Genomic DNA, 19562 nt, shown 5'->3' on the forward strand with positions numbered 1-19562 from the left:
CGTGACTGACCCCGCGGCTGCACATTTATCCACTCAAATTAAGTACAAACCAAGCCTTTGAGACATTTTACAAATCATCAAATCCATTATCCACATTATTTACTTTCGTATACTGCCGTGATTTCTGCTCAAAGAAATCGGATTTGCCGAGGTCGACTTCTTCGTATGCTTTGATCCACTTGAGCGGATTTGTCCTATATCCTTCAAACGGACGGTCATAGCCGAGCTGATTGGAGCGGACGTTGGCATAAAACTTAATATAATCCTCGACGTCTTTCATGCTGATGCCTTCAATTTTATTACCTATTATATGGCGGCCCCATTCGATTTCAAGCTCGGCGGCTTCTACAATGGTCCTTTCCACGAACACTTTCAAATCCGGTGTATCATATTCCGGATATTGTACAAGCACCTCTCTGAAAATTTTCACGAATAAATCGACGTGAATTTGTTCATCGCGGTTGATGTAGTTAATCATCGTGCTCGTCGCGACCATTTTCTGATTGCGGGCGAGGTTATAAAAGAAGGCGAATCCTGAGTAGAAAAACAGGCCTTCGAGAATGACGTCATAAACAAGCGACTTAAGCAGGTTTTCAACATTTGCGTTTTCTGCAAAAGCCTTATAGCCGTTAGTGACAAAGTCATTCCGTTCTCTTAGTATTTCCTCGCTCCGCCAATACTCGAATACTTCCTCCTGCTTGTTTTTCGGAACGATGCTGGAGAGTACATATGAGTAGGAATGATTGTGAATGACCTCCTGCTGGGCAAGCATAATCATGAGCGCGTTAATGCTGGAGTCTGTGATGTAGTCAGCGACTTTTCCTGCATAATCGGTTTGAATGCTGTCGAGCAGGGCGAGAAGCCCAATGATTTTCAGGAAGGCGTCCTTTTCATACTCATCGAGGTCTTTAAATTGCTTAACATCCTGAGACATATTGATTTCAAACGGTGTCCAGAAGTTCGATAGCATTTTTTTATATTTGGAATACGCCCACGGATAGGCGACATCATCCCAGTTCAAAATGTTGGAGCTCCGGCCGTTGATCAGGGCAGTGGAACGATTCGGCGCATCCGGATCCATAATGGTCCGCTGCGACAGGGCAATATCTGTCATCTGTTTTTCCTCCTAGCTCGCGCATGAATCGCAGTCTTCAATCAGGCTGGAAGTGGAGCGGACATAATACGTTGTTTTAAGTCCTGCATTCCAGGCACCCATGTGAAGAGCAAGCAATTCTTTTGCTTTGATCGTATTCAAAACGTAAAAGTTAAATGAGATCGATTGATCGATATGGCGCTGTCTCGCCGCATTCTGTTCAATGCTCCAATGCTGATCCGTGAAATAGGCGGATTTATAATACCAGGTCGTTTCCGGGCTCAAATCAGGGGCCGTCACCGGAATCTTGTAGTCTTTCTTTTCTTCCGAATAAACCTTTTGAAAAATCGGATCAATACTTGCTGTGCTGCCGGCAATGATGGAGGTGGATGCATTTGGTGCGACGGCCATCAGATAGCCGTTCCGCATGCCGTTTTCAGCGATTTGCTGCTGCAGTTCCTGCCATTCTTCAGAACGGTAGCCTCGGTTCTCAAAATAAGTGCCTGTTTCCCAGCCGGACCCTTCAAATGCCGGATAAGATCCTTTTTCCTTCGCCAGCTCCGAGCTCGCCTGAATGGTCAAAAAGGAAATTTTCTCATATAGCTTATCGGCGTACTGTACCGCTTCCTCACTTTCCCACTTAATCCCTTCAAGAGCTAGAAGGTGATGCCAGCCAAAGGTTCCGAGTCCGATTGCGCGGTATTTCGAATTGGTGAGCTTCGCCTGCAGAACGGGTATTTCGTTTAAATCGATAACGTTATCAAGCATTCGAACCTGGATCGGGACAAGGCGTTCAAGCACATCCTCTCTAACTGCTTTAGCAAGGCTGATGGAAGAGAGATTGCAGACAACAAAATCCCCGGGTGTTTTCACCGTAATGATTTTTCCATCCTCTGTATATTGTTCATCCATCGTGGTAGCGCTTTGGTTTTGGGTGATTTCTGTACAAAGATTGGTACAATATACCATTCCAGCATGTGCATTGGCATTCATCCGGTTCACTTCATCCCGGTAGAACATAAACGGTGTTCCGGATTCCAGCTGGCTGATCATAATGCGTTTCATAATATCGATCGCCGGAATGATTTCCTTCGCCAAATCAGAGTGGCGGACACATTCCCAATATTTTTCCCGGAAGCTGCCGCTGCCTTTTTTCTCGTCAAAAAAATCCTCCAGGCTGTAGCCGAGTGTTTTTCTTACCTCATGCGGGTCGAATAAATACCAGTCACCGCGTTCCTCGACCTGTTCCATGAAAAGATCCGGCAGACAGACGCCCGTGAACAAGTCATGGGTGCGGAGACGCTCATCTCCATTGTTCAGTTTTGAATCAAGGAATGAGAAAATGTCCTTGTGCCATACATCCAGGTAAACCGCAATCGCGCCTTTTCTTTGGCCAAGCTGATCCACGCTGACCGCCGTATTGTTGAGCTGCTTCATCCACGGAAGCACACCGGAGGAAACGCCTTTGAATCCGCGGATATCACTGCCGCGGCTGCGGATTTTCCCAAGATAGACACCGATGCCGCCGCCGCTTTTCGAAAGATTCGCAATGTCTGTGTTGCTGTCAAAAATCCCCTGCAAACTGTCGTCAATTGTATCGATAAAGCAGCTGGACAGCTGACCGACGGATTTCCCTGCATTTGATAGAGTAGGAGTCGCAACCGTCATATAAAGATTGCTCAGCGCCCAGTATGCTTCTTTTACGAGGTGGATCCTGTGCTCCGCCGGCTCTTTTGCCATCAGGGTCATTGCAATGATCATAAACCGTTCCTGAGGAAGCTCCATCACATTTTTGCTGTAGTCGCGGGCAATGTAGCGGTCAGCAAGTGTCCGGAGTCCAATATAGGTGAAGAGCAGATCGCGGTCCGGATCGATTATCTCGCCCAGCTCGCTGATTTCTTTTGGGCTATAGACTTGCGGAATCAGATCTCCGTAAATGCCGATGCTATGAAGCTTATCGACTAATTCAAGAAATGATCCGTACTGCTCTCTTTTTTCATAGCCCCTGCTTTTGGCCGCTTCAGCATAGAGCTGATCCAAATACAGACGGGCACAGAAGTATGTCCAATCCGGCTCAAGCTCGGATATATTGGCCAAGCCTTCTAATATGCTTAGGTTTTTTATTTGTTTTTCTGTATATGTATCTCTGGATGCAATCAATTCTTTTAATCTCTCTGTAAAGTGATGCAAATCAAGGTGGGGGAAGTCCGTCCCGGCTTCCTGAATCCATTGAGTAAAGTCATGTTCGTCAAACGGCCCTTTTATGCCTTTTTCATTGGTAATCATCGTCATCGTATCGGTTGTCATAGCCATCCTCCTCCAAGGGAAAATAAAAAATCCGCTCTTGGCAATTGAGCGGATCAAACGATAGAATAAAAGAGGATCTTTTATTTCCACCGTTTCATCTTCCCAATCCCCGGGAAAAGCGAAACATATCCAGCATCGGCAGGTCTCCTGACTTGTGCTTCCTCCTACTTTGAGCCCTTCCCGTACGAAGCCGTACAGTGGTATGCCCATTTCGTCACACTTACAGTTGCGGGGACAGTTCCGGTATCTCACCGGATTCCCTTTTAAGCTAATCTTAGCACCGTTTGCTGTGGAATATAATCAATATATAGTAGTTTGTTTTTTGTTTGTATTCTATATCTTGTGTTTAGTATAGATACATATTATAGGACAAGAATGCAGATTTCAACTATTTACCGTCAAAAATATTCTTTTTTATTTATTCGGATGTGCTTGACAACAGCGCGGCCCACCGTTTGTAATGATAAGAACAAATCCTAAACGTTAGAGGTGCACAATGAAAATCCTGATGAATACGAAACTGATTGATAGAGGGCAGGCAAAAGTAGATATTGAAGACAGAGGGTATCAGTTTGGAGACGGTGTATACGAAGTGATCCGCGTGTATGAGGGAGAAATTTTTACAATGGATGAACACCTTCAGAGACTCGAAAGAAGTGCAGGTGAAATCAAAATCTCTCTTCCTTACAGTTTGACGGAGCTTAAAGACAGAATAAGAGAATTGGTGTCAGTGAATCAGGTATGGGACGGCGGAATCTATATGCAGGTGACAAGAGGGGTCAGCCCAAGAAATCATCTTTTTCCCGGATCAGATATTCCAGCTCAGCTGGTAGCCTATCCGATTCCATCGAAACGTCCGGAAGAGCTTCAAAAAACCGGCGTTGAGGTCATCACAGCGGAGGATATGCGCTGGAAACGATGCGACATTAAAAGCCTGAATCTTCTGTGGAATGTGATGGCGAAACAGGAAGCTGCGGACGCAGGAAAATTTGAAACCATTTTTGTGCGGGACGGTATTGTCACAGAAGGAAGCTCAACAAATTTTTATGCAGTTAAGGATGGAACGGTTTATACGCATCCCTCCAATCACTTCATTTTGAACGGGATCACACGCCTTAAAATATTGGAAGCATGCAGAAATGCCGGGGTAAATACAGTGGAAAGAGAAATTCAGGCATCCGAACTCGATCAGTATGAGGAAGCCTTTATCTCCTCTACAACGATCGAAGTTATGCCGATTGTAAAAATTGACGGCAAATCCTACAGCAAAGGAAAGCCGGGACCGGTCACCCTGTCGATTCAAAAAGCGTTCCGGGATTTGCTTCCCGACCGGAAAAAGGACGGCGTTTTATAAGCAGTAATACCATTTAAAACCCGGGAATGCTGTTCAATACGCATTCCCGGGTTTTATTATGAGCAGCACATTGATGAAAGTGCAGTTGTAAGCTTTTCCAAAGATTTAAGGTACAATAAAAGAATCTCACTGAAAGGTGCAAACCATTGAAATGAAAAGTGTAAAACTGATAGCGGGAATTTCATTAGCCGCAAGCATATTGTGGATAGGCGGTTTAGGATACACGGTGAACAGCCAATTTTTTCAGCAGCCTGATCCTCCTGCAAAAATGATCACCAAAACATCTGATCCAAAGCCGGTCAAGCAGGATGGTGAGTATCTTGTCGTTGGGCTTGGCGATTCTCTTACAAGAGGGATTGGCGACGGAAGCGGGAAAGGATATGTCGGGTATTTAATGGATCATCTGCGAGGCAAGTCAGAGCAGAAGTTCCAGCTCTCTAATTTATCTATCAGCGGACAGACATCGTCCGGGCTGGACAAGCAGCTGAAGCAGGCAGAAATACAGCGCCAAATCAGTAAGGCCGATGCCATTGTAATGACCATCGGGGGAAATGATCTTTTTGCGGGCGGACAGGTGATGAACGACCTTTCGACCAAGACGGTTGAACAGACAAGAACGGCTTTCATCAAAAGACTTGGGGGAATTTTTAAGCAAATCCGTACCATCAATCCTGATGCGACGATCTTTTACATTGGGCTTTATAACCCGTTTAATGATCTTTCCAATCGCTCAGTAACCTCCGGCATTGTCCGAGAGTGGAATTTTTATACCGCTAATGAAGCGGCAAAATATAAGAAAACCATTTTGGTGCCAACCTTTGATTTGTTTGAACAGAACGTGAATGACTATCTGTACAGTGATAAATTTCATCCTAATGAAGAGGGGTATAAGCTAATAGGAGAGCGGCTGTCCTCGCTCATCATCTTCAGTGAGGAGGGGAAGAAAAAATGACAGAAAATGTGACGCTCTCTGTAACGGGTCTAAAGAAAAGGATCAAAAAAAAGGAAATTATTAAAGGGCTAAGTTTTGAGCTTCAAAAAGGGGAAGTATTCGGATTTTTAGGTCCGAACGGAGCTGGTAAAACGACGACTATCCGTATGCTGGTCGGGTTGATTAAACCGACATCAGGCAAGATCACCATATGCGGATATGACTTGGAAAAGCAGTATACAAAAGCCATCCGGAATATCGGCTGCATCGTTGAAAATCCGGAGCTTTATACGTATTTAAGCGGGCGGGAAAATCTTGAGTATTTCAAACGGATGATTCCGGGTTTGAAAAAGGAGCGGATTGATGAAGTTGTCCATCTTGTCCGGCTCGAGCACCGCATTGATGACCGGGTCAGTACGTATTCGCTCGGGATGAGGCAAAGACTTGGGATTGCCCAGGCGCTCCTTAGCCGTCCCAAAGTTCTCATCTTAGATGAACCGACAAACGGTCTAGATCCGATGGGAATTCGGGAAATGCGCGAATTTATCCGGTATCTTGCAGAGAAGGAGGGATTAACCGTTCTTGTTTCTTCCCATCTGCTCAGTGAAATCCAATTAATGTGCGACCGGGTAGCCATTATGTCGAAAGGAAAGGTTCTCCGTGTTGACACCGTTACGGCCTTGCTGACAGAAAAAGAGCGAGTAATCTGGCATGCTGAGCCCCTTTCAAAAGCGAAGGAGCTGCTCGGACAGGAAACGGCGATTCTTGCAGAGAAGGACGGAACGCTTATAACTGCAAATGACGAAAGTCAGATCGCCGTTTGGAATCAAAAGCTCGTCAACGAAGGTGTAAGTGTAAAAGGAATCGAAATAAAGCTTCCAACACTGGAAGACCTCTTCATTGAACTGACAGAAGGTGAAACCATTGATTAATCTGGTCTACAACGAAATGATTAAGATTGTCCGCAAAAAGAGGCTGTTTATTATTATGGGCATCATTGCCGTACTGGCGGCGCTGTTTACATATGCCCAAGTAAAGAAACATGAAGAATCAGTCAAAGAAGCGGGAACTGAAGACTGGCGGACTCAGGTGCAGCAGGAGATTATTAATACGCAAAACAGGCTGAGCTCAGGCGGCATTTCGGGTGAGTGGAAAGAATTTATGCAAATCCGGGTCAATCAGCAGCAGTATTACCTGGACCATGATACCAATCCATCAGCCCCAGGTGCTCCGACCTTTATGAAAATATTCGCTGAAAATTCGATTGATTTGCTTTTGCCCCTGATGGTGATGGTCATTGCAAGTGACATCGTTTCATCGGAGCATACAAACGGAACAATCAAGCTGCTGCTGACTAGGCCGGTTAAAAGGTGGAAAATCCTTTTAAGCAAATATATTACGCTTCTTTTATCCATCTCGTTTATTGTCCTGTCTGTTGGATTCTTAACGTATCTCGTTTCAGGAGTCGCCTTAGGCTATACCGGGTGGAATTTACCTGTGTTAACCGGATTTACGGTAAACGGCGGCCAGCTTGATACGAGTCAGGTACAAATGATGAGCCTTTGGCAGTACCTCCTCATGGACTTCGGTCTTGTCTGGTTTGTTGCGGTGGTTGTCGGCACGCTCACCTTTGCCCTTTCCTCCGTGATGAAAAGTACCGCCTCCGTCATGGGTGTCATGCTCTCCCTTCTTATAGCGGGAGCCATCCTTGCTAATATGGTATCAGCATGGGATTCAGCCAAATACCTTTTTATGGTGAACTTAAGGCTGACCGATTATATTAGCGGCATGGCGCCGCCGATCAACGGTATGACGCTTGGATTTTCGATGACGGTACTGACAATTTGGGCCGCTGCGGCACTGGTCGTTTCCTTTTTCTTTTTTACGAGAAAGGATGTTTATTAAAACTAAAAAAAGAGGCTGTCCAGCTGCTCTCAGCACAGAGTCTCGCACCTTCCACTCCGATCAGCCTTGAGTATACCTATTTAAAAAACGAAATCCCCGGAGTGCTCACACAGCGTCCGGGGGTGGTGTTCAAACATATCCTTTCAGGAGGCTTTTTTAAACAGCCTCCTTTTTTTGATCCTCCTAACTTTGAATCTCTTTTATATTCTTTCCTCCTAAGAATGCATGCCCCGTTTTCATTGCGGCAATGGTCTCAAAGCCATAGCGGCTATAAACATTTTCAACCCTTTCATTGATTGGAAGTACCCAAAGTTTATCGATATGTTTTCTCACAGCTTCTTCTTGAATAAAGGATAGTAAATCACCAATCAATCCTTTTCCTCTGAATGACTGAAGCGTGGCGACACTTTCTACACGGGCCTGATTTTTTTCTTCAAACATACAGGCAGCCCCGCACGCTTTTCCATCATAACGAAGAAGATAATGGGTAAAGGAGGGATGACTGAATTGTTTTTTGAATATCTTTTCAATGACTTCCTTCCCGCCGAATTCCTTTATGCTGCCCTGAATTTGAAGGGCTTCGCTCAAATTGCCTTGATTTACTTTTTCAATCGTTACATGCCGTCCCTTCACTTTTTCAGTAACATGTCCCGTCCATAATTGAACAGGGCTGATCAACTCTTCATATTGAAACCCTTTTGCTTTCAGTTCCGTAATTAAAGATAGCTGGTTTTCAAGCTGATACAGATAAAATCTTGGGATGATGTTCCTGGATTGATAAAAGCGTATAACTTCATCTGCCAAAAGCGCCGGGTCCAGACACTCCTTGCTGATGTGTGCATGATTAGCATCATAATAGTTCGGCTCATTTTCATTCAAAAACAGCGAGCCCCATGCAGTTTCTTTTCGTGTTGTGAACGTTTCTAAGTTAGCGAAATCAAGTTTTAATACTTCTTGCAGGTTAATCACATAGCACCTCTGATTTTATTTTTCCATCCAAATTATTGTATAGCGTAATGTAAAAGGATGGAAAGTCTTGAAATTTGAAAAGTAAATAAAGGAGCCAGACAACAGAGTAACAGACTGTCCATTTAAAAAGAAGCAGCCAAACGGCATGCTTCTTTTTCGATTAAGCGGCCAAATTGATCGAATCGGCTTTTTTATTTGGAAGAAACCCGTACAAAATTGAAAAAATAGGAGACAGGTACAAAAAGAATGCAAACGGAATGTAGTGAACCACATCAACACCTAGTGACTGTGCAAAGAACGCTCCGCTGACACCCCAAGGGACAAGCGGGTTCACGAGTGTTCCTGCATCTTCCAGCGTTCTTGACAGGTACCTATTCGGTATCCCCAGTTTCCCGTACATCGGTTTAAGTGATTGACCGGGAATCAGAATAGACATGTACTGCTCTCCTGTTGAAAAATTGACACTGATGGAGGACGCGGCGGTCGAAGCAATCAGCTGTCCGCGGGACTTCACTTTTTTAATTAGACCGTTCATTAAGGACTGGATCACACCGAGTTTTTCCATTAAACCGCCGAGAGCAAATGCAATCATGATGAGTGAGATGGACCACATCATGGATTGAAGTCCGCCGCGGTTTAAAATCGATGCTGCCTGTTCGTTCGCCACTTCGAATTTGGTTCCATTTTGAAGGATGCTCATAAACTGGGCGAAGTCGCCATTGCCGGCTAAAATACCTGTAAAACCGGCTGTTGCCAGTCCGATAATCAGTGTTGGAATGATTGGTTTTTTGAGCATAGCCAGCGCAACGACGATAACAGGTGAAAGCAAGGTAAACCATCCTGTGCTGACTGCACCGGAAATAGCCTTCATAATTTCTTTCATTTCACCGGCTCCAGCAGGATCTATGGTGATCGACCGTCCCATTATGAAGAAAATAACGGCTGTCAGCAAAATAGCCGGTATAGTCGTTTTCATCATATGGCGGATATGCTCAATAATCGAAATTTCAGCCACTCCAGCCGCAAAGTTTGTTGTATCAGACATAGGCGACATCTTATCCCCGAAACAGGCTCCGCAAATAACGGCGCCGGCAGCCCACTCTAATGGAATCCCGGCAGCTGCCGCAATTCCCATCAGAGCAACTCCTACCGTACTGACCGTGGTAAAACTGCTTCCGACGAGCATGGAAACAATCATACAGCTGATCAGGCCCGTAATTAGAAGGAACTGAGGCTGAATCACAGACAGAGAAAAGTGTATGACCGTTGGAATTGTTCCGCTGAACATCCAGGCAGCGATCAGCATGCCGATTAAAGCCAAAATAATAATCGGTTGAATCCCGTACTGAATCCCGCTGACCATCCCTTTTTCAAGCGAGCTCCATTTTTGGCCCTTCGCTTTTCCAAATAGGGCAAGAAAAATCAGGCAAAGAATTAAAGGAAGGTGCGGCTCTGTTTTTATATAGAAGAGACACGTGAAAATCGTCCCCAGCATAGCGGCTAAAATTAATAATGAAGTTCTAAATCGAATAAAATCAAAATCCATAATTGCTGCACTCCTTCTTTTTCACTTAAACGCTTCTACGCTTTTGTGTGTAAAAGTATTATACCAAGCAATCAATATATGTCAATGGATAGGGAAATAGTATGAAAAATGAGAATTTGGTACGGATGGTTCCAGGTTTGAAGTAAGAGGGGAGCGGACGGTAACCGGGGTGATGGTCCGATAAATGAGCGAGTGGGCGATATCCGATGGGAAGTGTCCGATATCTGAACGTTAGCGTCCGATAACGAGCAGTGAGTGACCGATATGTGAGAGTGAAAGTCCGATAAATGAGCGAGTGGGCGATATCTAATGGGAAGTCTCCGATATCTGAACGTGATCGTCCGATGACGAGCAGCGAGTGACCGATATCTGAGAGTGAATGTCCGATAAATGAGCGAGTGGTCGATATTCAGCGGTAAGTGTCCGATAACTGAAACTGAGAGTCCGATAACGAGCAGTGAGTGACCAATATCTGTGAGTAAAAGTCCGATAAATGAGCGAGTGGGCGATAACTGATGGGAAGAGTCCGATATCTGAACGTGAGCGTCCGATAACGAGCCGCGAGTGACCGATATCTGAGAATGAAAGTCCGATAAATGAGCGAGTGGTCGATATTCAGCGGTAAGTGTCCGATAACTGAACGTGAGCGTCCGATAACGAGCAGCAAGCGTCCGATTTGTGAGAGTGAAAGTCCGATAAATGAGTGAGTGGGCGATATCCAGTGAGAAGTGACCGATATCTGAACCTGAGCGTCCGAAAACGAGCCGCGAGTGACCGATATCTGAGAGTGAAAGTCCGATAAATGAGTGAGTGGGCGATAACTGATGGGAAGAGTCCGATAACTGAACGTGAGCGTCCGATAACGAGCAGTGAGTGACCGATATCTGTGAGTGAAAGTCCGATAAATGAACGAGTGGGCGATAACTGCTGGGAAGAGTCCGATATCTGAACGCGAGAGTCCGATAACGAGCAGTGAGTGACCGATATCTGTGAGTAAAAGTCCGATAAATGAGCGTGTGGGCGATAACTGCTGGGAAGAGTCCGATATCTGAACGTGAGCGTCCGATAACGAGCCGCGAGTGACCGATATCTGAGAGTGAATGTCCGATAAATGAGCGAGTGGGCGATATTCAGCGGTAAGTGTCCGATAACTGAACGTGAGCGTCCGATAACGAGCCGCGAGTGACCGATATGTGAGAGTGAAAGTCCGATAAATGAGCGAGTGGACGATATTCAGTGAGAAGTGTCCGTTAACCGGAGGTGAGCCCTCCCTATCCAAGACTCCCCATAGAGAGATTAATTTTAATACATAGAAAAAGCTGCCCCCTAAAAGAGCAGCTTTTCACTACTATTTACTTCGCAATCAAAACCGGGATGACCGATTCCTTTGTTACTTTTTCGCTTACACTGCTTGTAATCAATTTTTTGAAGCCTGAAATGTTGCGCTGTCCTACGACAATCATGTCTGCACCAATTTCCTCTGCAAAAGAAAGGATCGTGTCGGATGGATTGCCGTCCATAACTTTGACTTCACCCGGAATATTATTTTGCTGAAGCATGGCTTGGGCTTCCGCTGTTACACGGTTCGTCCCGTCATTCATGTATTGATCTTCATGGTAGGCTTCATCCCGTGCATCGACTACTGGAGGCATTGGATAGTTCGTCATGCCATCACCGCTCATTCGGTTGGCGTAAAGCGGCTGAGTGGATGAGGCTGTGATGGCTGGCTTATTTTCATTTTCATATACATGGAGAACGGACAATTGAGCATTAAGCTGCTTGCTTAGGCTGATTCCGGTTGAGAGCGCTTCCTTGCTGTCTGCTGTTCCATTGAAAGCTACGAGCAGGTGACGAATTGTATTCAACTTCCCCACATCCTTTTTATAAGTTTAAAGTATTTTACATTCAATACCCTTTTTGGTAAATATTAATCCTCATGACATCTACCCCTATGAAATGGTCCTGCATATCGTATGATTTATCGTTATGTTTTTGTTAGGGTAATGTATAAAGGGAAGACAGCATGCCCAATTTCCATTAGATGGCGGGGATTTTATGACGAAAAAATTTATATTTAAAATATCGATCATTGCCGTGCTGGCAGTAGTGTTGGCAGGTCTCATTCTCCATCAGGCTTTAATTGCCAAAGCGGATGTGAGCAAGCTGGAAAAGTCAGTTACCCAGCCAACAGCAATATATGACCAGAATGGCAAGCTGGCAAGTAAACTTACATCCTCAAAGATTGAATGGATGGATTACGAGGAAATGCCGAAAAGCTTTGAGCACGCTCTCGTTGCGACCGAGGATCGTGACTATTATAAACACAGCGGCATTGATTATTTAGGAATTGTCAGAGCGGCCTTTAAAAATATTGCTGCAGGTGGCGTCGTGGAAGGCGGAAGCACGATTACCCAGCAGCTGGCTAAAAATACGTTCCTGACGCAGGATCAAACCTTTACGAGAAAATTTGATGAATACTTTCTAGCCAAGAAAATTGAGCAGAAGTATTCGAAAGAAAACATCCTGGAGCTCTACGCCAATCAGGTTTATTTCGGCGAAGGGGCTTGGGGACTAAAAAGTGCTGCACAAACCTATTTTGGAAAAGAACCTAAAGATTTATCAAATAGTGAATCAGCTATTTTGGTGGGCTTAATAAAAGCCCCGACAAATTATTCTCCAGTTAAAAACTATGACAAAGCTATTGAGCGGCGCAACGTAGTAATTGGCTTGATGGAGGATCAAAAGTTTCTCTCTAAGGCCGATGCAGATAAGGCGCGCAGTGAAGAGCTCGTTTTAAAGGAAAAGAAGACAGATCCACTTAAAGGGAAATATCCTTCCTACGTGGATCAAATTATCGCAGAGGCAAGCCAGCGGTATGGAATTTCCCAGGAAAAACTCCTTGCGGGCGGTTACAAAATCCATACGGAATTGAACCAGGATATGCAGACAGGCCTTGAAGAAATCTTTAAGGATGACACTCTTTTTCCGAAGAGCAAAACGGATCAGCAAGTTCAGGCAGGATCGGTTCTGATTGATCCGAAAACTGGAGGGATTCAGGCCTTAATCGGCGGCCGGGGAGAGCATTCATTCCGTCAGTTTAATCGTGCTACTCAGCTTAAAAGACAGCCGGGTTCGATTATGAAGCCGATTGCTGCTTACACGCCGGCGCTTGAAAAAGGTTATACACTGGATTCTCCGCTTAAGGATGAGGAAATGGACTTTGGCGGATATACACCGAAAAATATTGATGGACAATACAGAGGAACCGTATCCTTATATGACGCCTTTATCAAGTCCTACAATGTTCCAGCTGTCTATACACTCAGTGAGGTGGGCATAGATGCAGGACTTGATTCAGCAAAACGGTTCGGGATTCCTGTTACCGATAAGGACAGGCAGTATGGTCTCGCTCTTGGCGGCCTGAATGAAGGAGTATCTCCATTGCAGATGGCCGAAGCATTTTCCGCCTATCCGAACAAAGGAGTCCGTAACGAATCCCATGCGATAACAAAGATTGTAGATTCAGAAGGAAAAACAGCAGGTGAATGGGAAGGAGCCAAATCCAAAGCGACCACTCCTGAAGTTGCTGATAAAATTACTCAGCTAATGCTCGGAACCGTTAACGAAGGAACTGGGAAAAACGCGAAAATAGAAGGCTGGGAGCTGGCAGGAAAAACCGGTTCTACACAGGATCCAAATGGTGGAGATGGCACGAAGGATCAATGGTTTGCAGGCTTTACCCCTAATTTAGCGGGAGCCCTGTGGATCGGCTATGATAAAACGGACGCCGATAACATATTGGATACGACGAGCAGTAAAACAGCCGCTCCGCTATATAAGAAGATTATGGAACGAGCTTTAAAAAATGAAGAGAAACAAAGCTTTAATTTGCCTCTTTATCAAAAACCGGTATCTGTTCCGCCGCCGGCAAGTGTGCCTAATGAGAAAGAAGAAAAAGGAAACAAAGATAAAAAAGGAGCACCTGGCGAGGAAAAGAATCCCGGTCATCAAAAAAATAAAGAAATAGAGAAGAAAATGAAAGAAAAATTTAAAGAAGAGAAGAAGAAGTGGGAAGAGCAATTTAAAAACAATTAATAATAGAAATGCCCTGCAGACAACCTGCAGGGCATTATTATATTTTTTTGCCGGTAATAAGGTCAAAAACCAAATAAAAAAAACCTGCTCGGCAGGTTCTTGTTCTTACAGCATATTGATAATCCAAGCGATAACAACGATTGCTCCAATAACCATCAAAATTGTACGCAGCATGTTCATTCTCCTTTGCACTTTATAATTTAATGTACCCATTGCTGAGTTGATTATGCTAATTAATGAAGAGGTGATAAAAGTGCAGTATTTTCTTTCTCAAACAGCTCAGCAAGTTTTTCGCTTACTTGAGCATATTTATCCCGATCACAGATAATTTGAAGCTGTTTGTTATGTGAAGCTGTCAGCAAAAATGCGACAAGAGATGGGAGTTTGGATACATCGACTTTAGACCTTTCGTCTGCATTGATATATATGTCAGTATTAAGTGTTTTCGCAAGCTGGTTCAATTCAATTGCCTGTTCCATGTTCAATGAAGAACCAACAAAATATGTAGCTTTTTCCATTTCTAGTCCCTCCTGTTTTATGATTTCTTTTCTTTTTTTAATGTTGTATTTCTATTACCTCTTTGATTAAGAAATGAAACAGAAAAAGGTGAAAATGGGTAAAAAGGCCTTGTTTGCACAGGAATACTCACCCCATCATAAACCGCCTTCATTCCCTCAGTCGGAGGCCTGCAGGAGGCAGGTCAGTTCTGCGTTGCGACAGGACGTCGCGCTTTTAGCAGAACTTCCTTAAGTCAGCGCCCCTCGGTCGGGAGTTCCACCGTCTCTCAGGCCTAACCAAGCCTCCAAAACCCGTTAGCAGAAGAGGATTAGCGCTTGTACTCCGTCCAGCTCCTGGCTCTAGCCCCTCGAGGTCATAAGCCGCTCATCCTGCGAAAGGGAAAACTGCCTTTCTCCGGCTGATCGTCTTATGCTTGTCGGAGGCCTGCAGGAGGCAGGTCAGTTCTGCGTTGCGACAGGACGTCGCGCCTTTAGCAGAACTTCCTTTTATTAGTGTAGCGCGCGTACTCCGTCTAGCTCCGGCGGCTAGGCCTTCGGACGCTTCACTCCCTCGGTCGCGGCAAAAAGCGCCGCTCGGTCGGGAGTTCCACCGTCCTTCAGGCCTGAACAAGCCGCCTCCGCTTTTGTTCTGAAAATTTACAATTGACAAAAAGCTGTCACAAATGATATCTTTACAAAGACATTAAACAATAATTGGAAAGGAGGGACGCGTCATGAAGGGAATTGATATGGTTAAGTTTGTTTCTGTTCGTCAATCAGGCGCGGTCCTCCTTTAACGTATATACAGCTTGATAACTCTTCAGCTGTTATTAGTTAGGGCATGGTCCGCGGTAAAACGCGGTTCCATGCCTTTTTATTTGGAAAAGGCATATCCTCCATGGTGTGCCTTTTTTTGCTTTTTTAGGCTGGAAACGGTCTTTTAAAGATAAATAAAACGAATTTAGGAGGAAACACAATGACCCGTAAAACTATTTCCAGACTGCTTTTAAATAAAGGAGATCCAGATAGCGGCTAGTTTTAAAAACAAAAGCAAGGGAGATGAATACATGTTTTCGGTTTTAAGCAAATTAAAGTGGTTTTTTAAAAAGTATTGGCTTCGCTATACCATTGCGATTGTTCTGCTGCAGATGGTCAATATCCTCGAGGTTATTCCGCCAAAGCTGTTAGGAACAGTTATTGATGAAATTAAAGCGGGGAGTTTTTCCTCGGAGTCTCTTGTAAAATACGTCCTCTTATTTTTAGGTCTCGGTGCTGTGACTTATACCATGACGTACTTTTGGATGTACAATTTGTTCGGCGGAGCGCAATTAATTGAGAAAATTCTCCGTTCGAAGTTTATGGGACACTTGATTAAAATGACACCAAGATTCTATGAGAAAAACAGAACGGGCGACTTAATGGCCCGTGCTACCAATGATCTAAAGGCTGTGTCATTAACGACCGGCTTCGGTATATTAACGCTCGTTGATTCCAGTTTATTTATGTTAACCATTCTTTTTTCGATGGCCATATTAATCAGCTGGAAGCTTACGATTGCAGCGGTTCTTCCACTCCCCCTTATGGCGATTGCGATGAACATCTATGGAAAGAAAATTCATGAACGCTTTATGCTGGCTCAGGATTCGTTCGGAGATTTGAATGATAAAGTACTTGAGTCCGTTCAGGGAATCCGCGTATTAAGGGCTTTCGTTCAGGAAAAAGAAGATGTAAAACGCTTTAGTTCAATGACAGATGATGTGTACCGGAAGAACGTGGCTGTAGCAAAAATTGATGCTCTTTTTGATCCGACTATAAAGCTTCTTGTTGGAATGAGCTATATGATTGGTCTTGGCTATGGTGCATATCTTGTTTTTAATCAGGAGCTGACGCTTGGAGAATTGGTTTCCTTCAACGTTTATCTCGGTATGATGATCTGGCCGATGTTTGCCATTGGCGAGCTGATCAATATCATGCAGCGGGGAAATGCTTCACTGGACCGTGTAAATGAAACATTGGCTTATGAAGCTGATGTGAAGAATCATGAGCATCCAATTCAAGTGGATACACCGGATACAATCGAATTTCGAAACGTAGCATTTACTTATCCCTCGTCAGCGGTTACTAATTTAAAAGGAATGTCCTTCAAAGCCGGAAGAGGAGAAACCATTGGGATTGTCGGAAAAACAGGCAGCGGGAAGACAACCATTATCCGGCAGCTTCTCAGACAATACCCGCTTGGAAAAGGTGAAATTCTGATTAGCGGAGTTCCTATTCAGCGAATTCCAATGGAATCGCTGCAGAAATGGATCGGATATGTCCCTCAGGATCATATTCTTTTCTCAAGAAGCGTGCGTGAGAATATTCTTTTCGGTAAGAAAGACGGCACCGAAGAAGATGTGGAGCACGCAATCGATTCAGCATTTTTCAGAAAAGACATTGAGATGCTGCCTGAAGGTCTGAAGACCCTTGTCGGGGAAAAAGGGGTCGCTTTATCAGGCGGGCAAAAGCAGCGGATTTCAATCGCACGGGCTTTGATCGCCAATCCTGAAATTTTGATATTGGATGATTCCTTATCTGCTGTTGATGCGAAAACCGAGACGGCTATTATTGAAAACATTCGCCGTGAACGGAAGGGAAAGACGACATTCATCACAACACACCGTCTTTCGGCTGTTGAACATGCTGACCGAATTCTCGTTCTTGAAGATGGAAGAATCATTGAAGAAGGAACGCACCAGCAGCTTATGAAAGAAGATGGATGGTATAAAACTCAATACGAGCGCCAGCAGGTCGAGGCGCAAAATGAAGGCGGGGTGGGCGCATGAAAACAGGAAATCGTTTAGTTCAATACGCCCTCAAGTACAAAAAAACATTATTGGCTGCGCTGCTCATGCTGGCTGTTGCCGTTGGTGCCGAGCTGACAGGTCCGATTATTGCCAAGAAAATGATTGATGATCATATTATCGGAATTGAAAAGCCCTGGTTTGAGACAGAGTCCCGGGGAAAGGATACAGTAGCCTATAAAGGAAAAACGTATAAACGGGGCGACCGGTTCACAGAAGGGGAGCAAAAGGGGAAACAGGTTCACGTCCTGCAAACCAAATTGAATTATTATTTTATTCCGGAGGCTGTTAAGGAAGACGGAGAACGAAGAGCAGCAAACGGAGAGCTAATAATAAAAAACCGTGATGGAGAGACCTCTTATCCGGCAAGTAAACTGAGCAAGGATGAACTTTTAGCCTTTTACGAGCCAGAAGTCAGCGGTCTGATTTATCTGATGGGTCTTTATTTGGGCCTCCTTGTTCTTGCATCATTCTTTAACTATGGCCAGCGATTCTTTCTGCAGGTAACCTCAAACCGCATCATTCAAAGAATGAGAGAGGATATTTTCGAACACATCCAGCGGCTTCCAATCAAATATTTTGATAACCTTCCTGCAGGGAAAGTGGTAGCAAGGGTGACCAATGATACGGAAGCGATTAGAGAGCTGTATGTTGCGGTTCTGGCAACATTCTTTACAAGTGCTATCTACATTACCGGTATTTTTATTGCTTTATTCCTGCTGGAAGCAAAACTTGCACTGATTTGCATGGTCATTTTACCGATTCTGGTTTTATGGACGATTGCTTACCGGAAGTTTTCATCAAATTACAATGAGAAAATCCGTACTCTTGTCAGTGATATCAATGCAATGGTGAACGAATCGATTCAAGGCATGACCATCATTCAGGCGTTTCGCCGCCAAAAGGAGACGACAGAAGAGTTTGAAAAGCTGAATGAAGAGCATTTCCATTATCAAAACAAACTCCTCAGCATCAATGCCCTTCTTTCTCACAACATGGTTGGATTTATCCGAAATGTGGCCTTTGTTGCGCTTATTTGGTACTTTGGGGGAGCATCCCTGAATCCAGGTTCCATGGTTTCGCTTGGAGTCCTTTATGCATTTGTTGATTACCTGAACCGCTTGTTCCAGCCGATTTCGGGAATCGTCAACCAGTTTGCGCAGCTGGAACAGGCACGTGTCGCGTCAAACAGGGTTTTCAGTCTGCTTGATGAGAAAGGAATCGATGTAGAAGAAGCCAATAACAGGCGGTATAAAGGAAATGTAGTATTTGACCATGTCTCCTTTGGCTATACGGAGGATCATGATGTACTCAAGGATATCCATTTTGAAGCGAAGCAGGGGGAAACCGTCGCACTAGTTGGCCACACGGGTTCCGGAAAAAGCTCAATTATGAACCTGCTGTTCCGTTTCTATGATGTCAGGACGGGGAAAATTACGATTGATGGTGTAAACATTCAGGATCTTTCGAGACAGGAAGTTCGGAAGCATATGGGAATTGTTCTCCAGGATCCTTTTCTGTTTTCAGGGACCATCTCTTCGAACGTAAATCTTGAAAATGAGGAAATCACTCGAGAGCAAATTGAAAAGGCCCTAACCGATGTCGGTGCGGAAAATCTGCTGAAGAACCTGCCTAAAGGTTTTGATGAGCCGGTGATTGAAAAGGGCAGTACTTTATCTTCCGGTCAGCGCCAGCTCATTTCATTCGCGCGTGCTCTCGCGTTTGATCCGGCAATTTTGATTTTGGACGAAGCGACTGCAAGCATTGATACCGAAACGGAAGCAATTATTCAGGAGGCTATGGAAGTCCTGAAAAAAGGCCGTACGACATTTATCATAGCGCACAGGCTTTCAACGATAAAAAATGCAGATCAAATTCTCGTGTTGGATCACGGCCAAATCGTGGAAAAAGGAAATCATGATGAGCTGATGAAGCTTGAAGGAAAATATTATCAAATGTATAAGCTGCAGCAAGGAAAACAAAATGCAGGCAGCAGCCTCGCAGGATAAAAAAAGCCCGCTC

At 44.5% G+C, this 19562-nt stretch carries 13 protein-coding genes and 1 riboswitch; of the genes, 7 read left to right on the forward strand and 6 right to left on the reverse strand.

What is annotated here, in order from left to right:
• Nucleotides 1-67 precede the first annotated feature (67 nt).
• The gene (locus WCV65_RS05740) at nucleotides 68-1114 is read right to left on the reverse strand and encodes a ribonucleotide-diphosphate reductase subunit beta (RefSeq protein ID WP_338780755.1); all 1047 of its coding nucleotides are present in this window, start codon (nucleotides 1112-1114) and stop codon (nucleotides 68-70) included.
• Between the two features lie 12 nt (nucleotides 1115-1126).
• Nucleotides 1127-3406, reverse strand: a complete 2280-nt coding sequence (locus WCV65_RS05745) for a ribonucleoside-diphosphate reductase subunit alpha (RefSeq protein ID WP_338782178.1) — start codon at nucleotides 3404-3406, stop codon at nucleotides 1127-1129.
• 113 nt (nucleotides 3407-3519) lie between these two features.
• Nucleotides 3520-3700: riboswitch (cobalamin riboswitch) on the reverse strand.
• Between the two features lie 196 nt (nucleotides 3701-3896).
• On the opposite strand from WCV65_RS05745, the gene dat reads away from it, so the two are divergent.
• From dat to WCV65_RS05765, 4 genes are all read left to right on the forward strand, one after another.
• The gene (gene dat, locus WCV65_RS05750; RefSeq protein ID WP_338780757.1) at nucleotides 3897-4754 is read left to right on the forward strand and encodes a D-amino-acid transaminase; all 858 of its coding nucleotides are present in this window, start codon (nucleotides 3897-3899) and stop codon (nucleotides 4752-4754) included.
• Nucleotides 4755-4905: 151 nt separating this feature from the next.
• Complete coding sequence (locus WCV65_RS05755) at nucleotides 4906-5706, forward strand: SGNH/GDSL hydrolase family protein (protein WP_338780760.1); 801 nt, start codon at nucleotides 4906-4908, stop codon at nucleotides 5704-5706.
• Nucleotides 5703-6617 carry an ABC transporter ATP-binding protein gene (locus WCV65_RS05760; protein WP_338780762.1) on the forward strand — a complete coding sequence of 305 codons (915 nt, stop codon included), beginning with the start codon at nucleotides 5703-5705 and terminating at the stop codon, nucleotides 6615-6617. Before WCV65_RS05755 ends, WCV65_RS05760 begins: the two co-directional genes overlap by 4 nt.
• Nucleotides 6610-7590 carry an ABC transporter permease gene (locus WCV65_RS05765; protein WP_338780764.1) on the forward strand — a complete coding sequence of 327 codons (981 nt, stop codon included), beginning with the start codon at nucleotides 6610-6612 and terminating at the stop codon, nucleotides 7588-7590. Before WCV65_RS05760 ends, WCV65_RS05765 begins: the two co-directional genes overlap by 8 nt.
• A gap of 183 nt (nucleotides 7591-7773) precedes the next feature.
• On the opposite strand, the gene WCV65_RS05770 is transcribed toward WCV65_RS05765, so the two are convergent.
• From WCV65_RS05770 to WCV65_RS05780, 3 genes are all read right to left on the reverse strand, one after another.
• A complete protein-coding gene (locus tag WCV65_RS05770; RefSeq protein WP_338780766.1) occupies nucleotides 7774-8559 on the reverse strand; it encodes a GNAT family N-acetyltransferase in 786 nt (261 codons plus the stop codon).
• Between the two features lie 160 nt (nucleotides 8560-8719).
• On the reverse strand, nucleotides 8720-10105 hold the full coding sequence (gene nhaC / locus WCV65_RS05775; protein ID WP_338780768.1) for a Na+/H+ antiporter NhaC: 1386 nt from the start codon (nucleotides 10103-10105) through the stop codon (nucleotides 8720-8722).
• A 1352-nt stretch (nucleotides 10106-11457) separates the two neighbouring features.
• Entirely contained in the window at nucleotides 11458-11970 is a 513-nt protein-coding gene (locus tag WCV65_RS05780; protein ID WP_338780770.1) for a universal stress protein, read from the reverse strand.
• 190 nt (nucleotides 11971-12160) lie between these two features.
• Between WCV65_RS05780 and WCV65_RS05785 the strand changes: the two genes are divergently transcribed.
• Nucleotides 12161-14200, forward strand: coding sequence for a PBP1A family penicillin-binding protein (locus WCV65_RS05785; protein ID WP_338780771.1), 2040 nt, complete (start codon nucleotides 12161-12163; stop codon nucleotides 14198-14200).
• 233 nt (nucleotides 14201-14433) lie between these two features.
• Here WCV65_RS05785 and WCV65_RS05790 read toward each other — a convergent pair whose 3' ends face one another.
• On the reverse strand, nucleotides 14434-14718 hold the full coding sequence (locus WCV65_RS05790; protein WP_035406604.1) for a hypothetical protein: 285 nt from the start codon (nucleotides 14716-14718) through the stop codon (nucleotides 14434-14436).
• 1046 nt (nucleotides 14719-15764) lie between these two features.
• On the opposite strand from WCV65_RS05790, the gene WCV65_RS05795 reads away from it, so the two are divergent.
• Together WCV65_RS05795 and WCV65_RS05800 are read left to right on the forward strand one after the other, a co-directional pair.
• Nucleotides 15765-17522: an ABC transporter transmembrane domain-containing protein gene (locus WCV65_RS05795; protein WP_338780775.1), complete on the forward strand. Its 1758-nt coding sequence runs from the start codon at nucleotides 15765-15767 to the stop codon at nucleotides 17520-17522.
• Nucleotides 17519-19549 (forward strand): ABC transporter ATP-binding protein, encoded by a 2031-nt coding sequence (locus WCV65_RS05800; RefSeq protein ID WP_338780777.1) that lies wholly within the window; start codon nucleotides 17519-17521, stop codon nucleotides 19547-19549. Before WCV65_RS05795 ends, WCV65_RS05800 begins: the two co-directional genes overlap by 4 nt.
• Nucleotides 19550-19562 lie beyond the last annotated feature (13 nt).

It is taken from the genome of Metabacillus sp. FJAT-52054, assembly GCF_037201815.1.
Taxonomy (GTDB): Bacteria; Bacillota; Bacilli; order Bacillales; family Bacillaceae; genus Metabacillus_B; species Metabacillus_B sediminis.

What these genes read in the sequence shown, in the direction of transcription:
- WCV65_RS05740 (WP_338780755.1), bottom strand. Translation starts at nt 1,114, where the DNA reads ATGACAGATATTGCCCTGTCGCAGCGGACCATTATGGATCCGGATGCG.
- WCV65_RS05745 (WP_338782178.1), bottom strand. Translation starts at nt 3,406, where the DNA reads ATGGCTATGACAACCGATACGATGACGATGATTACCAATGAAAAAGGC.
- dat (WP_338780757.1), top strand. Translation starts at nt 3,897, where the DNA reads ATGAAAATCCTGATGAATACGAAACTGATTGATAGAGGGCAGGCAAAA.
- WCV65_RS05755 (WP_338780760.1), top strand. Translation starts at nt 4,906, where the DNA reads ATGAAAAGTGTAAAACTGATAGCGGGAATTTCATTAGCCGCAAGCATA.
- WCV65_RS05760 (WP_338780762.1), top strand. Translation starts at nt 5,703, where the DNA reads ATGACAGAAAATGTGACGCTCTCTGTAACGGGTCTAAAGAAAAGGATC.
- nhaC (WP_338780768.1), bottom strand. Translation starts at nt 10,105, where the DNA reads ATGGATTTTGATTTTATTCGATTTAGAACTTCATTATTAATTTTAGCC.
- WCV65_RS05785 (WP_338780771.1), top strand. Translation starts at nt 12,161, where the DNA reads ATGACGAAAAAATTTATATTTAAAATATCGATCATTGCCGTGCTGGCA.
- WCV65_RS05790 (WP_035406604.1), bottom strand. Translation starts at nt 14,718, where the DNA reads ATGGAAAAAGCTACATATTTTGTTGGTTCTTCATTGAACATGGAACAG.
- WCV65_RS05795 (WP_338780775.1), top strand. Translation starts at nt 15,765, where the DNA reads ATGTTTTCGGTTTTAAGCAAATTAAAGTGGTTTTTTAAAAAGTATTGG.
- WCV65_RS05800 (WP_338780777.1), top strand. Translation starts at nt 17,519, where the DNA reads ATGAAAACAGGAAATCGTTTAGTTCAATACGCCCTCAAGTACAAAAAA.